16 protein-coding genes are annotated in these 18,836 nt (G+C 63.1%); 12 read left to right on the top strand and 4 right to left on the bottom strand.

All coding sequences use genetic code 11. From position 1 onward, the window contains the following. Positions 1-163 precede the first annotated feature (163 nt). Positions 164-550 carry an EF-hand domain-containing protein gene (locus H146_RS20120; protein WP_019950099.1) on the bottom strand — a complete coding sequence of 129 codons (387 nt, stop codon included), beginning with the start codon at positions 548-550 and terminating at the stop codon, positions 164-166. Positions 551-781: 231 nt separating this feature from the next. Here H146_RS20120 and H146_RS0101590 point away from each other — a divergent pair, with 231 nt between their 5' ends. The 11 genes from H146_RS0101590 to etfB all read left to right on the top strand — a co-directional run bounded on the left by H146_RS0101590 (position 782) and on the right by etfB (position 14,557). Next, on the top strand, positions 782-1,438 hold the full coding sequence (locus H146_RS0101590) for a response regulator (protein ID WP_019950098.1): 657 nt from the start codon (positions 782-784) through the stop codon (positions 1,436-1,438). Further along, positions 1,435-2,799, top strand: coding sequence for a sensor histidine kinase (locus tag H146_RS0101585; RefSeq protein ID WP_019950097.1), 1,365 nt, complete (start codon positions 1,435-1,437; stop codon positions 2,797-2,799). Before H146_RS0101590 ends, H146_RS0101585 begins: the two co-directional genes overlap by 4 nt. Before the next feature lie 65 nt (positions 2,800-2,864). Continuing rightward, entirely contained in the window at positions 2,865-3,338 is a 474-nt protein-coding gene (locus H146_RS0101580) for a GNAT family N-acetyltransferase (RefSeq protein ID WP_019950096.1), read from the top strand. 196 nt (positions 3,339-3,534) lie between these two features. Beyond that, positions 3,535-4,674 carry an FMN-dependent L-lactate dehydrogenase LldD gene (gene lldD, locus H146_RS0101575; RefSeq protein WP_019950095.1) on the top strand — a complete coding sequence of 380 codons (1,140 nt, stop codon included), beginning with the start codon at positions 3,535-3,537 and terminating at the stop codon, positions 4,672-4,674. 366 nt (positions 4,675-5,040) lie between these two features. Next, positions 5,041-6,180 carry a choline metabolism transcriptional regulator GbdR gene (gene gbdR / locus H146_RS0101570; protein ID WP_019950094.1) on the top strand — a complete coding sequence of 380 codons (1,140 nt, stop codon included), beginning with the start codon at positions 5,041-5,043 and terminating at the stop codon, positions 6,178-6,180. A gap of 238 nt (positions 6,181-6,418) precedes the next feature. Continuing rightward, positions 6,419-7,396 carry a dipeptidase gene (locus H146_RS0101565; protein WP_019950093.1) on the top strand — a complete coding sequence of 326 codons (978 nt, stop codon included), beginning with the start codon at positions 6,419-6,421 and terminating at the stop codon, positions 7,394-7,396. Positions 7,397-7,536: 140 nt separating this feature from the next. Further along, the gene (locus tag H146_RS0101560) at positions 7,537-8,070 is read left to right on the top strand and encodes a 4-vinyl reductase (RefSeq protein ID WP_019950092.1); all 534 of its coding nucleotides are present in this window, start codon (positions 7,537-7,539) and stop codon (positions 8,068-8,070) included. Between the two features lie 10 nt (positions 8,071-8,080). Next, entirely contained in the window at positions 8,081-10,153 is a 2,073-nt protein-coding gene (gene dgcA, locus H146_RS0101555; RefSeq protein ID WP_019950091.1) for a dimethylglycine demethylation protein DgcA, read from the top strand. A 324-nt stretch (positions 10,154-10,477) separates the two neighbouring features. Then, on the top strand, positions 10,478-12,475 hold the full coding sequence (locus H146_RS0101550; protein WP_019950090.1) for a (Fe-S)-binding protein: 1,998 nt from the start codon (positions 10,478-10,480) through the stop codon (positions 12,473-12,475). Next, positions 12,472-13,761, top strand: a complete 1,290-nt coding sequence (etfA, locus tag H146_RS0101545; protein WP_019950089.1) for an electron transfer flavoprotein subunit alpha — start codon at positions 12,472-12,474, stop codon at positions 13,759-13,761. Before H146_RS0101550 ends, etfA begins: the two co-directional genes overlap by 4 nt. Then, positions 13,751-14,557, top strand: coding sequence for an electron transfer flavoprotein subunit beta (gene etfB, locus H146_RS0101540; protein WP_019950088.1), 807 nt, complete (start codon positions 13,751-13,753; stop codon positions 14,555-14,557). The genes etfA and etfB overlap by 11 nt, the downstream gene beginning before the upstream one ends. A gap of 99 nt (positions 14,558-14,656) precedes the next feature. On the opposite strand, the gene H146_RS0101535 is transcribed toward etfB, so the two are convergent. After that, positions 14,657-15,136 carry a MarR family winged helix-turn-helix transcriptional regulator gene (locus H146_RS0101535; protein WP_019950087.1) on the bottom strand — a complete coding sequence of 160 codons (480 nt, stop codon included), beginning with the start codon at positions 15,134-15,136 and terminating at the stop codon, positions 14,657-14,659. Positions 15,137-15,269: 133 nt separating this feature from the next. Here H146_RS0101535 and H146_RS0101525 point away from each other — a divergent pair, with 133 nt between their 5' ends. Beyond that, positions 15,270-16,268: an AraC family transcriptional regulator gene (locus tag H146_RS0101525; protein ID WP_019950085.1), complete on the top strand. Its 999-nt coding sequence runs from the start codon at positions 15,270-15,272 to the stop codon at positions 16,266-16,268. A gap of 40 nt (positions 16,269-16,308) precedes the next feature. Here H146_RS0101525 and H146_RS0101520 read toward each other — a convergent pair whose 3' ends face one another. Beyond that, positions 16,309-17,295, bottom strand: coding sequence for a 3-hydroxyacyl-CoA dehydrogenase NAD-binding domain-containing protein (locus tag H146_RS0101520; protein WP_211213273.1), 987 nt, complete (start codon positions 17,293-17,295; stop codon positions 16,309-16,311). Then, a complete protein-coding gene (locus H146_RS18125; RefSeq protein WP_019950083.1) occupies positions 17,285-18,421 on the bottom strand; it encodes an NAD/NADP-dependent octopine/nopaline dehydrogenase family protein in 1,137 nt (378 codons plus the stop codon). The genes H146_RS0101520 and H146_RS18125 overlap by 11 nt, the downstream gene beginning before the upstream one ends. Positions 18,422-18,836: the final 415 nt, after the last annotated feature.

Genomic DNA, 18,836 nt, shown 5'->3' with positions numbered 1-18,836 from the left:
AGACCCCACCGTTGGCCAGTGACGCCCTTGCCAGTCGGATTGTCTTCCCCTCAGTCAGGGTGACGACACCTTCTTTCAGGTGTCCGGGTTTGCCGGCTTCGCCGGGCAAACAAAAAGCGGCCGGGCAAAATGCCCGGCCGCCTCGAACGGTCGTTGGCGGGAATCAGGTGTCCCATACACCGGCTTCGCCGGCGTCGTCCCACTCGCCGTTTTGCCAGTGCCCGTCTTCGTTGGCATCCCAGGTGGTATAGATGCCGTCGTAGAACTCCCCGGAATCGAGATAGCCGTCGCCGTTAACGTCCCAGGTATCGTAGTCGTAGGTCCAGTCGCTGTCCCAGTCGGCCACGGCGGTATCGAACTCATCCTCGTCGATCAGGCCATCACCAGTGGTATCCCAGTCACTGTAGGTGCCCCAGTCGCCGATCGAGCCGTAGAATTCATCCTTGCTGACGCTGCCGTCACCATTGCTATCCAGGGTATCGAACGACGAGGCAACAGCGGCGGTGCTGCCCAGTGCGAGGGCGAGACCCAGTATAATTTCCTTGCGCATGCCATGCTCTCCTTTTCCGTGAACCTTGTCACATCAGCGATGCGGCCCGCCGAGTACTTTGCTGCGAGCCGACAATCACTACCCTGTACAGCGATGATTAATCAGGCATTAGCGCCAACGCCTGTTGTGGCCACTGTCTCGCTTACCAAGGGGGTAGCCCTGGCGGTGATGGCACGGCGCATCTGAACTACCCTGGAGAAAGCAGACAGCGACAAACGCCACGGAGGCCGCGTGCGCATTCTGATCGTGGAAGACGACGAGATACTGGGCGAAGGCCTTTGCGAAGGGCTCAGACTGTCAGGCTACACCCTGGACTGGCTGACCGACGGTAACAGCGCCATGCACGCACTGGAGGCCGACAGCTTCGATGTTGTAGTGCTCGACCTGACCCTGCCGGGCCGCACCGGGCTGGAGGTGCTGATGCACTGGCGCCGCAGCGGCCGGCGCACGCCGGTACTTATACTGACCGCCCGCGAAGGCAATGCCGACTGTATCCGTGCGCTCAACATGGGCGCCGACGACTACGTCGTCAAACCGATCGACAGCGAAGTGCTGGAGGCACGCCTGCGGGTACTGCACCGCCGTGCCCACGGCCATGCCGACAACACCCTGAGCTGTGGTGATATCCGCCTTGATCGTGGCGACCGCATCGCCTGGCTGGCCGACCGCACGCTCAACCTGTCGGCCTATGAGTTCGCCGTGCTGGAGGCGCTACTGGAGCGCCCCGGCCGATCGTTGGGGCGTGAACAGCTGGAAGCGCGCCTCTACGGCTGGGAGGGCGGCCCGGAGAGCAACAGCCTGCAGGTACTGATCCACAAGCTGCGCGGCAAGCTTGGTGCCGAGCGTATCCAGACCGTACGCGGCCTAGGTTATAGGCTGGCGACATGAGCGTGCGCGTTACCAGCCTTCATTCCCGCCTTTTGGTTTGGCTGCTCGTCCTGCTGGGGGCGATCTGGATTGCCACCTGGGCCAACAACCAGGGCCGTATCGATGAGCGCGCGCGTCAGGAGGTCGATAACCGTCTGCTCGCCACCGCCACCCTGGTCCTGAAGATTCAGCGGCAGCGCGGCGCCGAGGCGTTGCCGGATGGCGCCCTGGCCGGCGCCGGCGCACCGAGTGACGCCCTGCCCGCCTTCGAGCTGCGCAGTCGCTCGCGGGTCGTGCTGCGCTCGGCAGATTTCCCCACCGCTGAAACCCCGGCAACCCCCGGCTTCAGCAACCAGGCGATCGACGGACGCCGCTGGCGCCTCTACACTGCTATCGATGAAAGCAGCGGCCTGACCGTGCGCGTAGCCCTCGGCCTCGAGCAGCAGCAGGCCAGCGTCGAGGCGCTGCATCGCGACTTCGACTCGCCACTTCTGTGGCTGTTGCCCGCACTGGCACTGGCATCGCTGGCATCGGTATGGCTGGGGCTGGGCCCCTTGCGTCGGCTGGAACGCCAGGTGGCGAGCATCGACCCCACCGACCCGCGTCCGCTGGCGCTACCCGAGCGCCGAGTGCCGCGCGAGCTGCGCAGCCTGGTACATCAACTCGACCAACGGCTGGATGAAGTGCGCGATGTCTACGCCCGTCAGCGCGCCTTTACTGCCAGCGCCGCCCATGAGCTACGCACGCCGCTGGCCGGCTGTTTGGCTCAGCTGCGGCCGGCACAGCACGGCCGCGACGATGAAGCCCGCCGGCGCGCTTTCGGACGCATCCGTCAGGGCCTCGATCATATGACCGAGTTGATTCGCCGCATGCTGCTGCTGGCGCGTCTTGACCGCGCCGGCAACGGCATCGACAAGCAGACGGTGGCACTGGATGAGATCGCTCGCGAGGTGATCGAGACGTATCGCGAGCGCGCCGTGGAGCGCGGCATTGCCCTCGAGCTGGCCCTGCCGTCACGGCCACTGCTTCTGATCGGCGAGCCCTCTCTGCTGTCGGCCATGCTCGCCAATCCACTGGAGAACGCCCTCAACGCCTCGCCCACCGACAGCCGGGTGAACCTGGCACTCGGCGTTGAAGAGGGCGAGGTCTTTATTCGCACGCGCGATGACGGCTGCGGCATTCCTCACGAGGAGCGCGCGCGAATCTTCGACCCCTTCCATCAGGGACACGACGACACCTATCAAGGCAGCGGACTGGGACTGACTATCGTGCAGGCGATCGTCCATGCCCACCATGGCCGTATCGCCGTGCGCGATGCCGAGCACGGCGGCACCATGATCGAGATTCACCTGCCGCTCAACGAGAATCGTCCCGAAGCGTAAGCCCCGGCTTGCCAGCAGCATGCAATCCGGGTGTGATAGACGAAATTCGATCGCTCGGAGGCCGCGTGAGCCCTGCCTATGATATTTCACCGCTGTCACAATACCCGCAGTTCATCGAGGCATGCGCCGCCTGGAACTACGGCCAGTGGGGCGTGTACAGCCCCTGGGGACTGGCAGACTCGGTGCAGATCTTCATGCACGCCGCCGAGGATGAAAGCGTACTGCCGCTGACCCGGGTGGCCCACAGCGGCGAACGTCTCCTGGGCATGGCCAGCCTGGTGGCGCAGGACGGCGATGCACGCCCCGACCTCGGCCCCTGGCTCGCCTCGGTGTTCGTACACCCCAGCTATCGCCGCCGGGGTATCGCGCACCGCCTGATCGAAGCAATCGTGGCAGCCTCCGAGGCACGCGGCGACACCGCGCTCTATCTCTTCACGCCCGATCAGCAGGCGCTCTACCGCCGCCACGGCTGGCGTAACATGGGCGAGATCGACCATCACGGGCTGGTCTGTACGCTGATGGTGCGCCAGCCGGGATAGCGGCCATCTACACCCGCACGCATGTGGTATATGTAGAGACCTGAGCCAGCGCGATGTGTCGCAGGCGTGGTTACGGACTCACCCACGCTGCGGCACTGGACAGTGCCTGCTCTCGTCACGAGGGCAGGTTTTCCCTTTTTGACCACAGCCAGAGGAGCAGCGCCGCAGAGTGGTGCCCTGGCGGGAGCGACACAACATGATCATCTCCGCCCCCACCGATTACCGCCGCGCCGCCCGACGCCGGCTGCCGCCCTTTCTGTTTCATTACGCCGACGGCGGCTCCTACGCCGAGCGTACCCTGAGGCGCAACGTCGATGATCTGGCCGATATTGCCCTGCGTCAGCGCGTCCTGAAGGACATGTCGCAGCTATCGCTGGAAACCGAGCTGTTCGGCGAAAAGCTGTCGATGCCGGTGGCGCTGGCACCGGTGGGGCTGGCCGGCATGTACGCCCGGCGCGGCGAGGTACAGGCGGCACGGGCCGCAGCGGCCAAAGGCATTCCCTTTACCCTCTCTACCGTGTCGGTGTGCCCCATCCGCGAGGTGGCCCGCGCCATCGACCGGCCCATGTGGTTTCAGCTCTATGTGCTCAAGGACCGCGGCTTCATGCAGCACGCGCTGGAAAAGGCCTGGGCGGCGGGCGTGCGCACGCTGGTCTTTACGGTGGATATGCCCACGCCCGGCGCGCGCTATCGTGATGCGCATTCCGGCATGAGCGGGCCGTTTGCCGCTCAGCGCCGCATGCTTCAGGCAGCGTTGCATCCGCAGTGGAGCTGGGATGTCGGTCTGCATGGCCGCCCGCATGATCTGGGCAATATCTCCGAATATCGGGGGCAGGTCACCGGCCTCGAGGACTACATTGGCTGGCTGGGCCAGAATTTCGACCCGGCGATCTCGTGGAAGGATCTGGAGTGGATTCGCGAGTTCTGGGAGGGGAGCATGGTCATCAAGGGCATTCTCGACCCCGACGACGCCCGCGACGCAGTGCGTTTCGGTGCCGACGGCATCGTGGTGTCCAATCACGGTGGCCGACAGCTCGACGGCGTGCTCTCCAGCGCCCGTGCGTTGCCACCGATTGCGGACGCCGTCAGCGGCGAGCTGAAGATTCTCGCCGACTCCGGGGTGCGCAACGGTCTCGACGTGGTGCGCATGCTCGCCCTCGGCGCCGATGCCGTGCTGCTGGGCCGCGCCTGGCTGTTTGCGCTGGCGGCGGCGGGAGAGCAGGGCGTCACCCACCTGCTCGAACTGTTCGAAAAGGAGATGCGAGTCGCGATGACACTGACCAGCCAGCATTCGATCAGCGGGATCGACGCTGAAGCGCTGGCTCGGACGCTATAAAAACCGGGGGCGAACTCTACAGCATCGACATGACTACGGCAGGCAGGCAGATCCTTTGAACGTCGCTAACGCGCACCAAAAAGGGTCATTTTCACCAAAATAGAGCGCCTGAGATCAAATGATATAGACGTTTCGTAGCATGGCTACGACCCGTTATATTCCATATGCGACATCGCCACGTCGCAATTCTGAAACCTCTGGGCAGCGCCCACTGCCTTCATGTCAATATGCGACATGCAGGTCGGTGCTTTTTATCTTCCCCCTGATGGACGATAAAAGCCGGCGATCAGGTTTGTGATATCGCGGCACTCCGTACCGGCAAAACCCAAATTCCAACAAGAGCAAAAAGATGAAGGAGATGACAGGATGGATACGGATCGCAAAACGAACGCGACCGCCGCCAATGACCGGCCGGCGGTACCGCAGACGCTCGGTTTTTTGCTGCTCGACAACTTCACGCTGATCTCGCTGTCGTCGGCCATCGAGCCGCTGCGCATGGCCAATCAGCTGGCCGGCCGCGAGCTTTATCGCTGGTACACGCTCTCCGCCAGCGGCGCACCGATCCGCGCCAGCGACGGACTACAGGTGACGCCCGATGCCAGCCTGAAAAGCGCCCCGGCGCTCGACTGGGTGATCGTCTGCGGCGGCGTAGCGCCGCGCAGCAGCGTCACGCCCGAGCACGTGAATTGGCTACAGGGACAGTCGCGTCAGCTCAGACGGCTGGGCGCCATCTGTACCGGCAGCTGGGCGCTGGCACGGGCCGGCCTGCTCAACCACTACGAGTGCAGCGTGCACTGGGAGTGCATGCCGTCGATGAAGGAGTCCTTCCCCGACGTGGCGCTCAACTCGCGGCTTTACTCGATCGACCGTGACCGCTTCACCGCCTCCGGTGGCACCGCGCCGCTGGACATGATGCTCAATCTGATCGGCCGCGATCACGGGCGCGAACTGGCGGCGGGCATCTCCGAAATGTTCATCTACGAACGCATGCGCACCGAACAGGACAACCAGCGCGTGCCGCTCAAGCACGTACTGGGTACCACCCAGCCCAAGCTGCTGGAGATCGTGTCGCTGATGGAGTCCAACCTCGAGGAGCCGATCGAGCTGGACGAGCTGGCGCGCTACGTCAGCGTGTCGCGGCGCCAGCTGGAGCGGCTGTTTCAGAAATATCTGCACTGCACGCCGTCGCGCTACTACCTCAAGCTGCGGCTGGTGCGCGCCCGTCAGCTGCTCAAGCAGACCTCGCTGTCGATCATCGAGGTGGCCGCGGTGTGCGGTTTCGTCTCCACCCCGCACTTCTCCAAATGCTACCGCGAGTACTTCGGCGTGCCGCCCCGCGACGAACGCTCGGGACGCAGCAGCGGCAGTGGGCAGAACATCGAAAGGCCTCCGGGCAGCGGTTTTGCCGGCGCGCCGCTGAGCGACGACCCGGTTTCGGGCGCCCTGCTGGCACTGGCCAGCGCCCAGGGCGAGCCCACCTTTGCCAGCCTGTCCCGGCTGAACTGACTGCCGGCGCATCAGCGCCGACCATGCAGGGGCGTCGCCCGAGCGACGCCCCTTTTACGTCGCGCCCCTTCAGCACGACACGCCGTCAACGAACAGCCGAGAGGGCCGGCCTGTGGTGTCGCGTTCGCGACGCGCGTGACGTTTTTGGAATTTTACCCGTCGCATCCAAACGCCGCCCGCCAGCGCAGCGGGGATATGCTCGCAACTGATGAGTTCACATTACAACCGGAGCACCACCATGTCCCCCAGCGAGCTGCACAGCGACGCCATCGTCATCGATGGCCTGATCATTGGCAAATGGGATCGCGAACTGCTCGAGGATATGCGTCGCGGCGGTCTCACTGCAGCCAACTGCACCGTCTCGGTGTGGGAAGATTTCCAGAGCACGGTCGACAACATCGTGGCCTTCAACAAGCTGATGGCCGAGTGCAGTGACCTGGTACGTCCGGTGCGCACCACCGCCGATATCAGAAAGGCCAAAGAGGAGGGTAAAACCGGCATCCTCTACGGCTTTCAGAACGCCCACGCCTTCGAGGACCAGATCGGCTACGTCGAGGTCTTCAAGCAGCTCGGCGTGGGCATCGTGCAGCTGTGCTACAACACCCAGAATCTGGTCGGTACCGGCTGCTACGAGCGCGACGGCGGGCTTTCCGACTTCGGCCGCGAGATCGTCGCCGAGATGAACCGCGTGGGCGTCATGTGCGATCTTTCCCACGTCGGCGCGAAAACCTCCGAAGAGGTGATCCTGGAGTCGAAAAAACCGGTCTGCTACTCCCACTGCCTGCCCTCCGGGCTCAAGGAGCATCCGCGCAACAAATCCGACGAGGCGCTCAAGTTCATCGCCGACCACGGCGGCTTCGTCGGCGTCACCATGTTCGCGCCCTTCCTCAAGAACGGCCCCAACTCGACCATCGACGACTACGTTGAGGCGATCGAGTACATCATGAATATCGTCGGTGAAGACGCCATCGGCATCGGCACCGATTTCACCCAGGGACATGGCCCGGATTTCTTCGAGTGGCTGACCCACGACAAGGGCTACGCCCGCCGGCTGACCAACTTCGGCGAGGTGATCAATCCGCAGGGCATCCGCACCGTCGGCGAGTTCCCCAACCTGACCGAGGCACTGCTGAAACGCGGTCTCTCCGAGCAGCAGGTGCGCAAGATCATGGGCGAGAACTGGCTGCGCACCCTGGCCGACGTCTGGGGCGAATAAATCCGCGGGAAGGGGGAGCGCGCCTGACACACGCCTCTCCGGCCCTGCGGCCGTCAGCGCCATGGTGTGAAAAGCACCGGCGTAGCGCGGCCTGAAACCTGACTTTTGAATATAACAACGCTGTCTGGAGAGCGATCACCGTGACCACCATGGCGCCCGAAATCCCCATCGAGGTCGACGCCGAAACCGGCGTCTGGACCACCGACGCGCTGCCGATGCTCTACGTGCCGCGTCACTTCTTCATCAACAACCACCTCGCCGTGGAGGAGGCGCTGGGCGCCGACGCCTACGCCGAGATCCTCTACAGGGCCGGCTACAAGAGCGCATGGCACTGGTGCGAGAAGGAGGCCGAACTGCACGGCCTGGCAGGCGTGGCGGTATTCGAGCACTACATGAAGCGCCTCTCTCAGCGCGGCTGGGGCCACTTCATTACCGAAGCGTTCGACCTCGAGGCGGGCACCGCCCGGGTACGGCTGGAGCACTCCTGCTTCGTCTATCAGATGGGCAAGGTGGAGCGCAAAATCGAGTACATGTTCACCGGCTGGTTTGCCGGCGCCATGGACCAGATTCTGGCCGCCCGCGGCAGCTCGCTGCGCACCGTCGCCGAGCAGACCCAAAGCGGCGCCGAGGCGGGGCACGATCACGGTCTCTTTATCGTCAGGCCCGCGGGCTGAGGGGGTTGTCATGGCATTCGACGCAATGATGCGGCCGATCCAGATCGGCAAGCAGACGATTCGTAATCGCGTGGTGAGCACCGCACACGCCGAGGTGTACGCCACCGACGGCGGCATGACCACCGACCGCTACGTCAAGTACTACGAGGAGAAGGCGCGCGGCGGCTGCGGCCTGTGCATCTGCGGCGGCTCGTCGATCGTATCGATCGACAGCCCCCAGGCATGGTGGAGCTCGGTCAACCTCTCCACCGACCGCATTATTCCGCACTTTCAGAACCTTGCCGACGCGGTCCACAAGCACGGCGGCAAGATCATGATCCAGATCACCCACATGGGGCGGCGTTCGCGCTTCGACGGCTTCGACTGGCCCACCCTGCTGTCGCCCTCGGGTATCCGCGAGCCGGTGCACCGCTCGACCTGCAAGACCATCGAGGAAGAAGAGATCTGGCGCATCGTCGGCGACTTCGCCCAGGCGGCACGGCGAGCGAAAGAGGGCGGCCTCGACGGCGTCGAACTCTCCGCCGTGCATCAGCATCTGATCGACCAGTTCTGGAGCCCGCGGGTCAACAAGCGCACCGATGAGTGGGGCGGCAGCTTCGAGAACCGCATGCGCTTCGGCCATGAGGTGCTCAAGGCGGTTCGCGCCGAAGTGGGCGACGACTTCACCGTCGGTCTGCGCATCTGCGGCGACGAATTTCACCCCGACGGCCTCTCCCACGACGACATGAAGCAGATCGCCGCCTGGTATGACGCCACCGGCATGCTCGACTTCTTCGGCGTGGTCGGTTCAGGCTGCGACACCCACGACACCCTGGCCAACGTGATCCCCAACATGTCCTATCCGCCGGAGCCCTTCCTGCACCTGGCGGCGGGGGTCAAGCAGGTGGTCAGCGTGCCGGTGATTCACGCCCAGAACATCAAGGACCCCACCCAGGCGCAGCGCATCCTGGAGGCGGGCCATATCGACATGGTGGGCATGACCCGTGCCCACATCGCCGACCCGCATCTGATCGCCAAGATCCAGATGGGCGAGAGCGACCGTATCCGCCAGTGTGTGGGCGCCAACTACTGCATCGACCGCCAGTACCAGGGTCTTGATGTGCTCTGCATCCAGAACGCTGCGACGTCGCGCGAATATATGGGTCTGCCCCATGACATCACCGCCAGCGACGGCCCCAAACGCCGCGTGGTGGTGGTCGGCGGCGGCCCCGGCGGCATGGAAGCGGCGCGCGTCAGCGCCGAGCGCGGCCATGATGTCACCCTGTTCGAAGCCAGCGAAGCGCTGGGCGGTCAGATTACGCTGGCGGCGCAGGCGCCGCAGCGCGACCAGATTGCCGGCATTACCCGCTGGTATCAGATGGAACTCGACCACCTCGGCGTCGACCTGCGGCTGGGCACCCGTGCCGACGAGCCCACCATCGCCGACCTGCGCCCGGACATCGTGGTGCTGGCTACCGGCGGCCAGCCCTTTTTGACCCAGGTGCCCGAGTGGGGCTTTAACGAAAGCCGCGAGGAGAGCCTGGTGGTCAGCAGCTGGGATATCCTCGGCGGCGCGGTCGAACCGGGCAAGAACGTGCTGATCTTCGACCCCATCTGCGAATTCGCCGGCGTCTCGGCGGCAGACTACCTCGCCGAAAAAGGGGCGAAGGTCGAGATCGTCACCGACGACATCAAGCCCGGCTCGGCGGTAGGCGGCACCACCTTCCCCACCTACTACCGCAGCCTGTATGAAAAGGAGGTGATCATGACCTCCGACATGGGGCTCAAGAAGGTCTATCGCGAAGGCGGCTCGCTGGTGGCCGTGCTGGAGAACGAGTACACCGGCGCGCTGGAGGAGCGCGTGGTCGACCAGGTGGTGGTCGAGAACGGCGTGCGTCCCGACGAGTCGCTCTACTACGCCCTCAAACCGAAATCCCGCAACCACGGCCAGGTGGATGTCGAGGCGCTCTACGCCATCAAACCACAGCCCGCGCTCGCCGAGCAGGGCGACGGCTTCCTGCTGTTCCGGCTGGGCGACTGCACCGCGCCGCGCAACACCCATGCGGCGATCTATGACGCGCTGAGGCTTTGCAAGGATTTCTAGACCGCCCCATGGCGGATGGCAACAACACGGGACAAGGGTCGGGGGCGAGCAGCCGCAAGGGTCTTTCGCCAGGGAAGGCGAAAGTAGCGCCCAGGGAAGGGTTCACAGCGCCCTTGCAGCGCTCCATCCTCGAGCCGGCCCCGGAATTCTGAACGCTTTCTCAGAGGGTGTTTACAAATTCGGCGAGCGAAGGCAAGACAAGGCAAAATCGGTCGAAAAAGCGGAGTTTACACGGGGTAAATGAGCATTTTGAGGCCGATTTTAACGCCGTATTGCCGAGCGCAGGCATTTTGTAAACACCCTCTCAAGCGGAGAGAGAAAGTCATGCTCGAAACGATTCTACCTGTTCTGCTGCTGGCCGCGCTGGTGTTGATGGCGATCGGCGCCGTGCGCCGGGTGCAGCTGTGGCGCCAGGGGCGCGCCGCGCCGGTGCCCATTTTGAAGGGCCTGATGGCGATGCCGCGGCGCTACCTGGTGGACCTGCACCACGTCGTGGAGCGCGACAAGTACATTGCCCACACCCACGTCGCCACCGCCGGCAGCTTCGTGCTGGCGGCGCTGCTGGCCATCGTCGTGCACCTGTTCGGCTTCGACAACCCGGTGCTCGCCTGGGCGCTGGTCGCCGCCTCGGCGGTGATGTTCCTCGGCAGCCTGCTGGTCGCCCGGCGGCGCATCAACCCACCGCCCAGGCTGTCGAAGGGCCCCTGGATGCGCCTGCCGAAAAGCCTGATGGCCTTCTCGCTGGGCTTTCTGATCGTCTCCCTGCCGGCCACCGGCGTGCTGCCCGCCAACCTCGGCAGCATCGTGCTGGCGCTGGTGCTCTGCGCCGTGGTGGTGTGGGGGCTGGGGGAGATGTTTTTCGGCATGACCTGGGGCGGGCCGATGAAGCACGCCTTCGCCGGCGCCCTGCATCTCGCCTTTCACCGCCGCCCCGAACGTTTCTCCGCAGGGCGCGGCGGCGAGCACCGCTCCACCGGCCTGAAGGCGCTGGACCTGAACGACAGCAACACGCCGCTGGGCGTCGGCCAGCCCGCTGATTTCACCTGGAACCAGCTGCTGGGCTTCGACGCCTGCGTGCAGTGCGGGCGCTGCGAAGCCGCCTGCCCGGCCTTCGCCGCCGGCCAGCCGCTCAACCCCAAGAAGCTGATTCAGGACATGGTGGTCGGCATGGCGGGCGGTTCGGATGCCCGCTACGCCGGCTCGCCCTACCCCGGCAAGCCGGTCGGCGAACATTCCGGCAGCGCCCACGGGCCGATCGTCGGCGTACAGGAGAAGGCGCTGGTCGATGCCGATACGCTGTGGTCGTGTACCACCTGCCGCGCCTGCGTCGAGGAGTGCCCGATGATGATCGAGCACGTCGACGCCATCGTCGACATGCGCCGCTTTCTGACCCTGGAGCGCGGTAGCACGCCGGACAAGGGCGCAGTGGTGCTCGACAACCTGATCGCCACCGACAACCCCGGCGGCTATGACCCCGACTCGCGTCTGTACTGGGCGGCCGACCTGGAGCTGCCGCTGATGAGTGATCGCGGCCGGGCGGAGGTACTGCTGTGGCTGGGCGACGGCGTTTTCGACATGCGCAACCAGCGCACCCTGCGCGCGCTGGTGAAGGTACTGCGGGCCGGCGGCGTCGATTTCGCCGTGCTGGGTAACGAGGAGCGCGACAGCGGCGACGTGGCGCGCCGGCTCGGCGACGAGGCAACTTTCCGCTCGCTGGCCGAGCGCAACATCGCAACGCTCGCGCGCTACCGCTTCGACCACATTGTCACCTGCGACCCGCACAGCTTCCACGTGCTGAAAAACGAGTACGACGCCTACGGCGGCCACTACGCGGTCTACCATCACAGCGGCTTTATCGATCGCCTGATCGAGAGCGGGCGGCTGCAGCTGGACAGCCGCCAGCGCGGTAGCGTGACCTATCACGACCCCTGCTACCTGGGTCGCTACAACGGTGAATACGAAGCGCCGCGGCGCGTGCTGAAAGCGCTGGGGGTCGAACTGACCGAAATGGCGCGCTCCGGCTACCGCTCGCGCTGCTGCGGTGGCGGCGGCGGCGCGCCGATTACCGACGTGCCCGGCAAGCAGCGCATTCCCGATATGCGCATGCAGGATGTCGAGCGCACCGGCGCCGATCTGGTCGCCGTGGGCTGTCCGCAGTGCACCGCCATGCTGGAAGGCGTGGTGGATGCCGGCGCCGAGGTGCGCGACCTTGCCGAACTGGTTGCCGATGCGCTGGCCACCGACGCAGCGCCGGCCAATGGCAGCGCGGCGACATCCGACAGCCAGAGCAGCAGGCGCCATACCGAGGAGGTGACCTCATGAGTGACCTGGATCTTTCCAGCGCCGTACGCCGCGACCCGCGTCGCGAGTGGATTCTGCGCAACCGTCTGCACCCCGAACACGCCGCCCTGGCAGCGACGGGGGCGGCCTCGCCCGCCGAGTGGCTGGGCCCCAACGGCGTCACCCGCCGCGACCCGCGCGCAGTGGGCTTTATCGGCCCCAACGGCATCCGCCGTATCGATCGCAGCGGCGCCCAGCACGGCGCGGGCGCTACACCCGGCGCCCGCGCGGCGGCGGCGGACAACCGCCAGCGTATCGAGATCGACGACCCGGCCTTCGTGATCGCCGTGGTGCCCGACCTGCCCGGCGGGCGCCTCTCCTCTCACGACCGCGATCTGCTGGGCCTCGCCCGGCGGCTGGCGGACGCCGACCCCACGGCGCCCGGCGCCGTGGTCGCCATCACCTTTGGCGAGCATCGCGAGAGCGATTTCGGCGGCGCCGGCGTCGACCGCCTGCTGTCGCTTTCCGGCGAGCGCTTCAGCGGCTATGCGCCGGAAGCGCGGCTGGCGGCGCTGGGCAGCGTCGAGCAGGAGCTGACGCCGCGCCACTGGCTGCTGCCCGACTCGACGCTGGGCGGCGGCGAGCTGGGCCGGCGGCTGGCAGCGCGGCTGGGCGAGCGCCCGGCCACCGGCGTCTGGCAGCTGGAGACTGCCGCCGACAGTGACAGCGGCTGGCGCTGCACGGCGCGCGGCGCGGCGGGCAGCAGCGATATCGTTCGGCCGCTGCCACGCATGGTGCTGGCACTGGCCGAGTGCGCCGAACCGGTCAGCGATACCCTGCACGCCGCCCGACCGCTGGAGGCAGCGCACAGCCTGCCGGAAGGGCTGGCGCGCATCGAGGACCTGGGCGAGATCGCCATCGACCCCGCCGAGGTGGCCCTGGCCGAGGCGGAATTCGTGCTCTCCGCCGGCAACGGCATCCGCGACTGGGATGGCTACCACGATGCCGCCCGCACCCTGGGGGCCGCCGAGGGCGCCTCGCGGGTGGCGGTCGACAACGGCTTCATGCCGCGCAACCGTCAGGTCGGCGCCACCGGCACCTGGGTCAGCGCACGTGTCTATATCGCGGTAGGTATCTCCGGTGCGGTGCAGCACCTGCAGGGCATCGAGCGCTGCGACAAGGTGATCGCCATCAACCTCGACCCCAACTGCGATATGGTCAAGCGCGCCGATCTGGCCGTGATCGGCGACGCCGAGGCCATTCTTGCCACCCTCGCCGAGCGGGTCGCCGCCTGGCGTGCCGAGCAGGAGACACGCCATGTCGCCTGAGCATGCCCCCTTACGAAGCGGCCCGCGGGTGGCCGTACTGGTCTCGGTGGGCCGCCACCCGGTGACCGGCCGCCCCCGCCGCGCCGACCAGGACGCCCGTGCAGTGGAGCTGGCACTGGGCCTCGAGCAGGCCGACACCCGCCTGCTGCACGCCGGCCGTCACGACGACGACAGCGACAGCGCCCTGCGCGGCTATCTCGGCATGGGGTTTGACAGCCTCGAGTTGATCGAACAGAACGCCGATGCCGACGTGGTGCCGGCGCTGGTCGAGGCGCTGCGCACGCAGTCGCCGCGGCTGGTGCTTACCGGCGCACACGCCGAAACCGGCGAAGGCTCGGGCATGCTGCCCTGGCTGCTGGCCGAGGCACTGGGCTGGCCGGTGGTGGGCGGCCTGGCGGCCATCGAAAAGATCGAACGCGATACCGCCACCCTGCTGCAGGCGCTGCCGCGCGGTCGCCGGCGGCGTCTGCGGGTGCGGCTGCCCTTTGTCGCCACCGTCGACCAGAGCGCCGCGCCGGCACGCCAGAGCGCCTTCGGCCCGGCACGACGTGGTGGCTTCGAGGCGGTCGCAAAAGAGAGCCGCGCCGATGAGCTGCAGGCGGTGTGGCAGGTGGCCCCGGCGCGCAAGCGCCCGGCGCGCCTCAAGGTGGTCAAGTCCGGCTCGGCGCGCGACCGCTTCAAGGCCGCGGCGGCCAAAAGCGGCGGTGGCGGCGGCAAGGTACTGGAGGATGCGACGCCCGACCAGGGTGCCGAGGCGATCATGGCGCTGCTGCGCGAAGAGGGTGTGCTGCGTTAGCGGAACCGACCCCAAACGCCACAGGGCCCGCTTTTGCGGGCCCTGTGGCGTTTCAGCATCGCAACACGCGCGCGACTCAGCCGCCGCGTGCCATTCAGCCTATCTAATGGTATTCAGATTGCGGAAAATTTTGCTAAGGCACTGGTTAATGTAGACAATATCCTGAGCGCTAAAGTCGTTAAAGGCTTTCTCGACCAGGCGCCCGGTCACCTCTCGCGCGATGATAAGCTTTTCCTCACCATCCTCAGTGAGTTCAACCTCTGTGACACGCCCATCCTGAGGACTTTGTTCGGTTTTCAAAAGGCCCAATTGCTGCATACGGTAGACGATCTTGGTCGTGGTAGATAGCTTTGCCACAGCATGGATCGAAATATCCGACATGCTCGAGCGCCCTTGCTCATGTAATATCATCAAAATGCGCCATTTGGACGAGCTCAGTCCATGCGGCTTGAGCAACGCATCGATATCGGCACTGTACTTCGCGTTGAGCCTTGCAACCCAATAAAAGGGAAAATCACGCGAGCGGAATTCATCGGCCAGCGGAAAAAACGAAGAGGAAAGTCCTTCCTTTTCGACCATAGAAAACGGCTACCCAAAGAAAAATAATGGACAATCCTAGCAGATATCGAATGACGTGTAAGCGGGCATCACTTGCGCAAACGTCATTCTCACCCAAAAAAGCAGGCAGAAGGTCGGCTCTTTGAGGTAAACCATGGCTACCATGTCATTTATGCTGCAACGGCACGGCGTGCTTCACACCGACTCAAAAGAGGCCATTGTCGAGCGCGTTACGCACTACCTGTGCCCGCATCGCATGCACCTTCACAATGGAACCAGGCTTTCATCGCGCTTTAGTGTTTTACATTTCAAAGAGTTAGCGATCATCGAGCTGTGCTATGGCGCCCACGTCGAAATCGCCCCGGAAGCGACACCAAACGTCTACCTGTTCCGTATTAATCTGGAGGGGCAAGGGGAAATCTTCTACAAGGACCGTCAAGTGCGTATGGTGCAGGGAAGCGCCACCATCACATCCCCTTGCCAGACGTCACTAATTCACACTTCACCCAACTGCCACAACATCATCGTACGCGTTCCCCGCCAACTGTTGGAGCAGCGGCTCAGCCAGCATCTAGCGCAACCCCTCAGAGGGCCTCTGCTCTTCGATCATTACGCACCGGCCCATTCGCCGGGGTCAGCTTTCCTGCTCAGCACGATCCATTATCTCTGCCATTTTCCGCTGAACCGTCTTCAGCCAGCCAATGATGAGGCGCAGATCAAGCGAGTGGAAGATTACTTCTGTGATAGTGTTTTGGGACTTTTCAACCACACCTATAGCCAGCATATGAGCGATACCGCCTCGCCACTGCCCCATTACGTCAAAAACGCCAAGGCCTATATCGAGCAACATATCACCAAGCCCATCACGCTCGAGGCTTTATCCCATCAGGCGGGTGTCTCGATACGTACCCTGCAATACGGCTTCAGACAGTTTTTAGGCCTTTCCCCCGGAGCATATATAACCCGGCAACGCATAAAGCAAATCCACCAAGCTCTTTTGGAAGCTCCGAAAGGGCAGCGTGTGACCGATATCGTACTTCAGCACGGCATCAGCAGTCCGGGGCGCTTTGCCAACCAGTACAAGGTGATTTATGGTGTCACTCCAGTGCAAACCCTGAACGGCAACCGGCACCATACAGGTATCGACCTTTAGGGAGACATCAAATCATCTCGCATCGTTTTCTTTCGTATGATCAGGCATTGCTTTGCCTCTTTACCACCGGCATAAGATTCATCAAGGCCAGCCGCTTGAGAAAAGCGTCGGCGCGCTGTCGACGATATACCTCCAAGTCAACGTCGGTATAGTCGAAAAATCCTGCACCGTCCTGAAAGCCACGAAGCCTTTTTTGCATGTTCCGGATAATTATTGGCGGTGTTTTGAACCTTTCATCAAGGGCGCCACAGAGGTAGCCGGATGCATAATAGAGGGTATCGCCACCCCCCCAGTCGACAAACTCCAGCGCCCCAAGCACCGAATAGCGAAGACCCAGACCTAAACGTATTGCCATATCTATATCCTCAGTACTGGCAACACCTTCCTCAACCATTCGCGCCGCCTCATTCATCAGCAGCACCTGCAACCGCGGTACGATATAGCCCGGTGAAGCGTGACACACAACCGGCACTTTACCGATACCTTTTAGCACGTCTATAAGAACATTGAGATAGCGTTTTTCGGTCGCCTTGCCCCCGCTGACCTCGATCAGTGGCATCAAGTGGGCTGGATTGAGCCAGTGGGCGTTCATAAAGCGGGCCGGGTTGGCTACCATGCCGGCCAACTCGTTGATCAAGAAAGTCGAGGTGGTCGAGGCTATAACGACCTCATTACTCACATGAAGACTTATCCATTCAAGCCCCATTCGTTTGATATCACTAACCTCGGGCAGGGCTTCGAAGACAAGAGCCGCTTCGATAGGCGAAGCCGTCTTCCCTTGACTGTGAATCTGCAAATGTGTGGTAATCGACGCGATGTCTTCTCGAGCCAAGAGACCTTTATCGCTCAGATAAACAAGCTCGTACTCCAGGCGGTGGCGAACCTGCTCGTAATAGTGCTGGCGCGCTCGGGAACCGCGCTCCTTGAGGTCGATCAGTACGACCGCATGCCCGGCCAGAAGGAAAGACAAAGCGATACCTTCGCCCATGCGTCCTGCGCCGAGCACGACAATTGTTTTATGTTCCATGTTCATCCCCTGATCGCGCTCCCCCCTGGATCCCATGTGCCAGCAAGTCGCTCATGCTTTCTCGCGATAACCCATCGAGCCCCAGCCGCTCGAACGTGCGGCCCTCAGCATAGAGATCCCTGCCGGTAATGGCCGAAGCAATATTCAAAAGCCCCTCGGCTACCGGTGTCGGCTGACCCAGCCAGCGCCCTACCGATACGATAAGCGATAGCCCAAGCCGGGTATCTTCGAGCATGTAGCGATGGCTATCCAGCGCAATCTTTTCACGCCAGTCGCCGCTATCAGTCAGCTTGCTGTGCGCGCCCCTGCCATACATCCACTCCTCTCCCTCCGTAGTATAATGGTTGGAAAGTGGAAAATGAGCAGGGCCATAACCAAGAACCTTGCGCAAAGCAATACGCTCTTTATCCAGCGCCGTGGTAACTCGGCGTATCGACGGCTGCGTCCCCTCATTGTGAATGTCCCAGACATCGAAATACTCCAATGGCCCAGCATTCATCATAATTAATGGCGGATGAATTATGGGGCCGGCATTCATCAGGGCTCCACTCAGGCTATCCTCGATGGGCTCAACACTTGGGTAGGCCTTGCGCAATACTGAAAACGCATGGTTCGATAGTTCGTTAGGAAGCACGCCGGTGGGCAGGCGCGTGGCGTACACACTGATGACCACATTGTCAGAACCGTGTTTGCGTGCAAGATAAGGCAATGTGCCTGTTTCGCAAAAAGCTACCCGGCTTTGATTACCTGCCTGACACATACCACGGTGGAAGAGATAACAGCCGAAGGTACCGGGAGACAAAAACACCACCTGATCGTCATGAAACAGCGGCCCCAACTGTTCTGCTAACGATTCGTGGGTGGTAGCGGGTAGCGGCACGATCAAAAGCGTGGCATGTTCGACCGCCTCAGCCAGATCGCTGGTCAGCGACAACTGGTCTTCACCTTGACCCACTGCGATACGGCGCTCGCCCTGGATATCCTTTACACCCAGGTACCCGGACTGGCGCAAAGCATCCAATGCGCTCTTGTCGCGCCGCCAGAGAGTGACATCGAATCCTTTTTCCACCATTTCGATAGCCGCGGCATAACAGCCGTGACCACCACCGATCACACTGATTTTCATGACATTCCCCCTTCGATGATTGCCTATGAAGGGTGTAACATTACGGCTATGTCGTAGGCTACCGCCATACCAAAAGCGCAACGACAATTCAAAAAACGCAGCAGTTTTATTCATGACGACAACTGATGTCTGTGCCCGAAGCCAGCAAGAACTACCATGCACCACAACAGGGAAAAAATAGCCCGGCATGCGCCTTCATGGTGCTAAAGTAGTGCTGAATCGTTATGCAAACATTGTCACTTCCATCTCGCCGAACGACCTGATCACTCATTAGAGCGTTGATTAAAAATAACAATTTACAAGCATGGCCCCGAATTTGCCCAAGGGATAGAAAGCCATTGCTGTTTATTGTAATTTTCATGTGATATTGAACGTTTTAGAGCCAAAAACGCGGAAGCCACATCGATAATCCGCA

Source organism: Kushneria aurantia DSM 21353 (assembly GCF_000382245.1).
Taxonomy (GTDB): Bacteria; Pseudomonadota; Gammaproteobacteria; order Pseudomonadales; family Halomonadaceae; genus Kushneria; species Kushneria aurantia.
The sequence above is the reverse complement of the archived record's forward strand: the minus strand, read 5'-3'. Positions and strand labels throughout refer to the sequence as shown.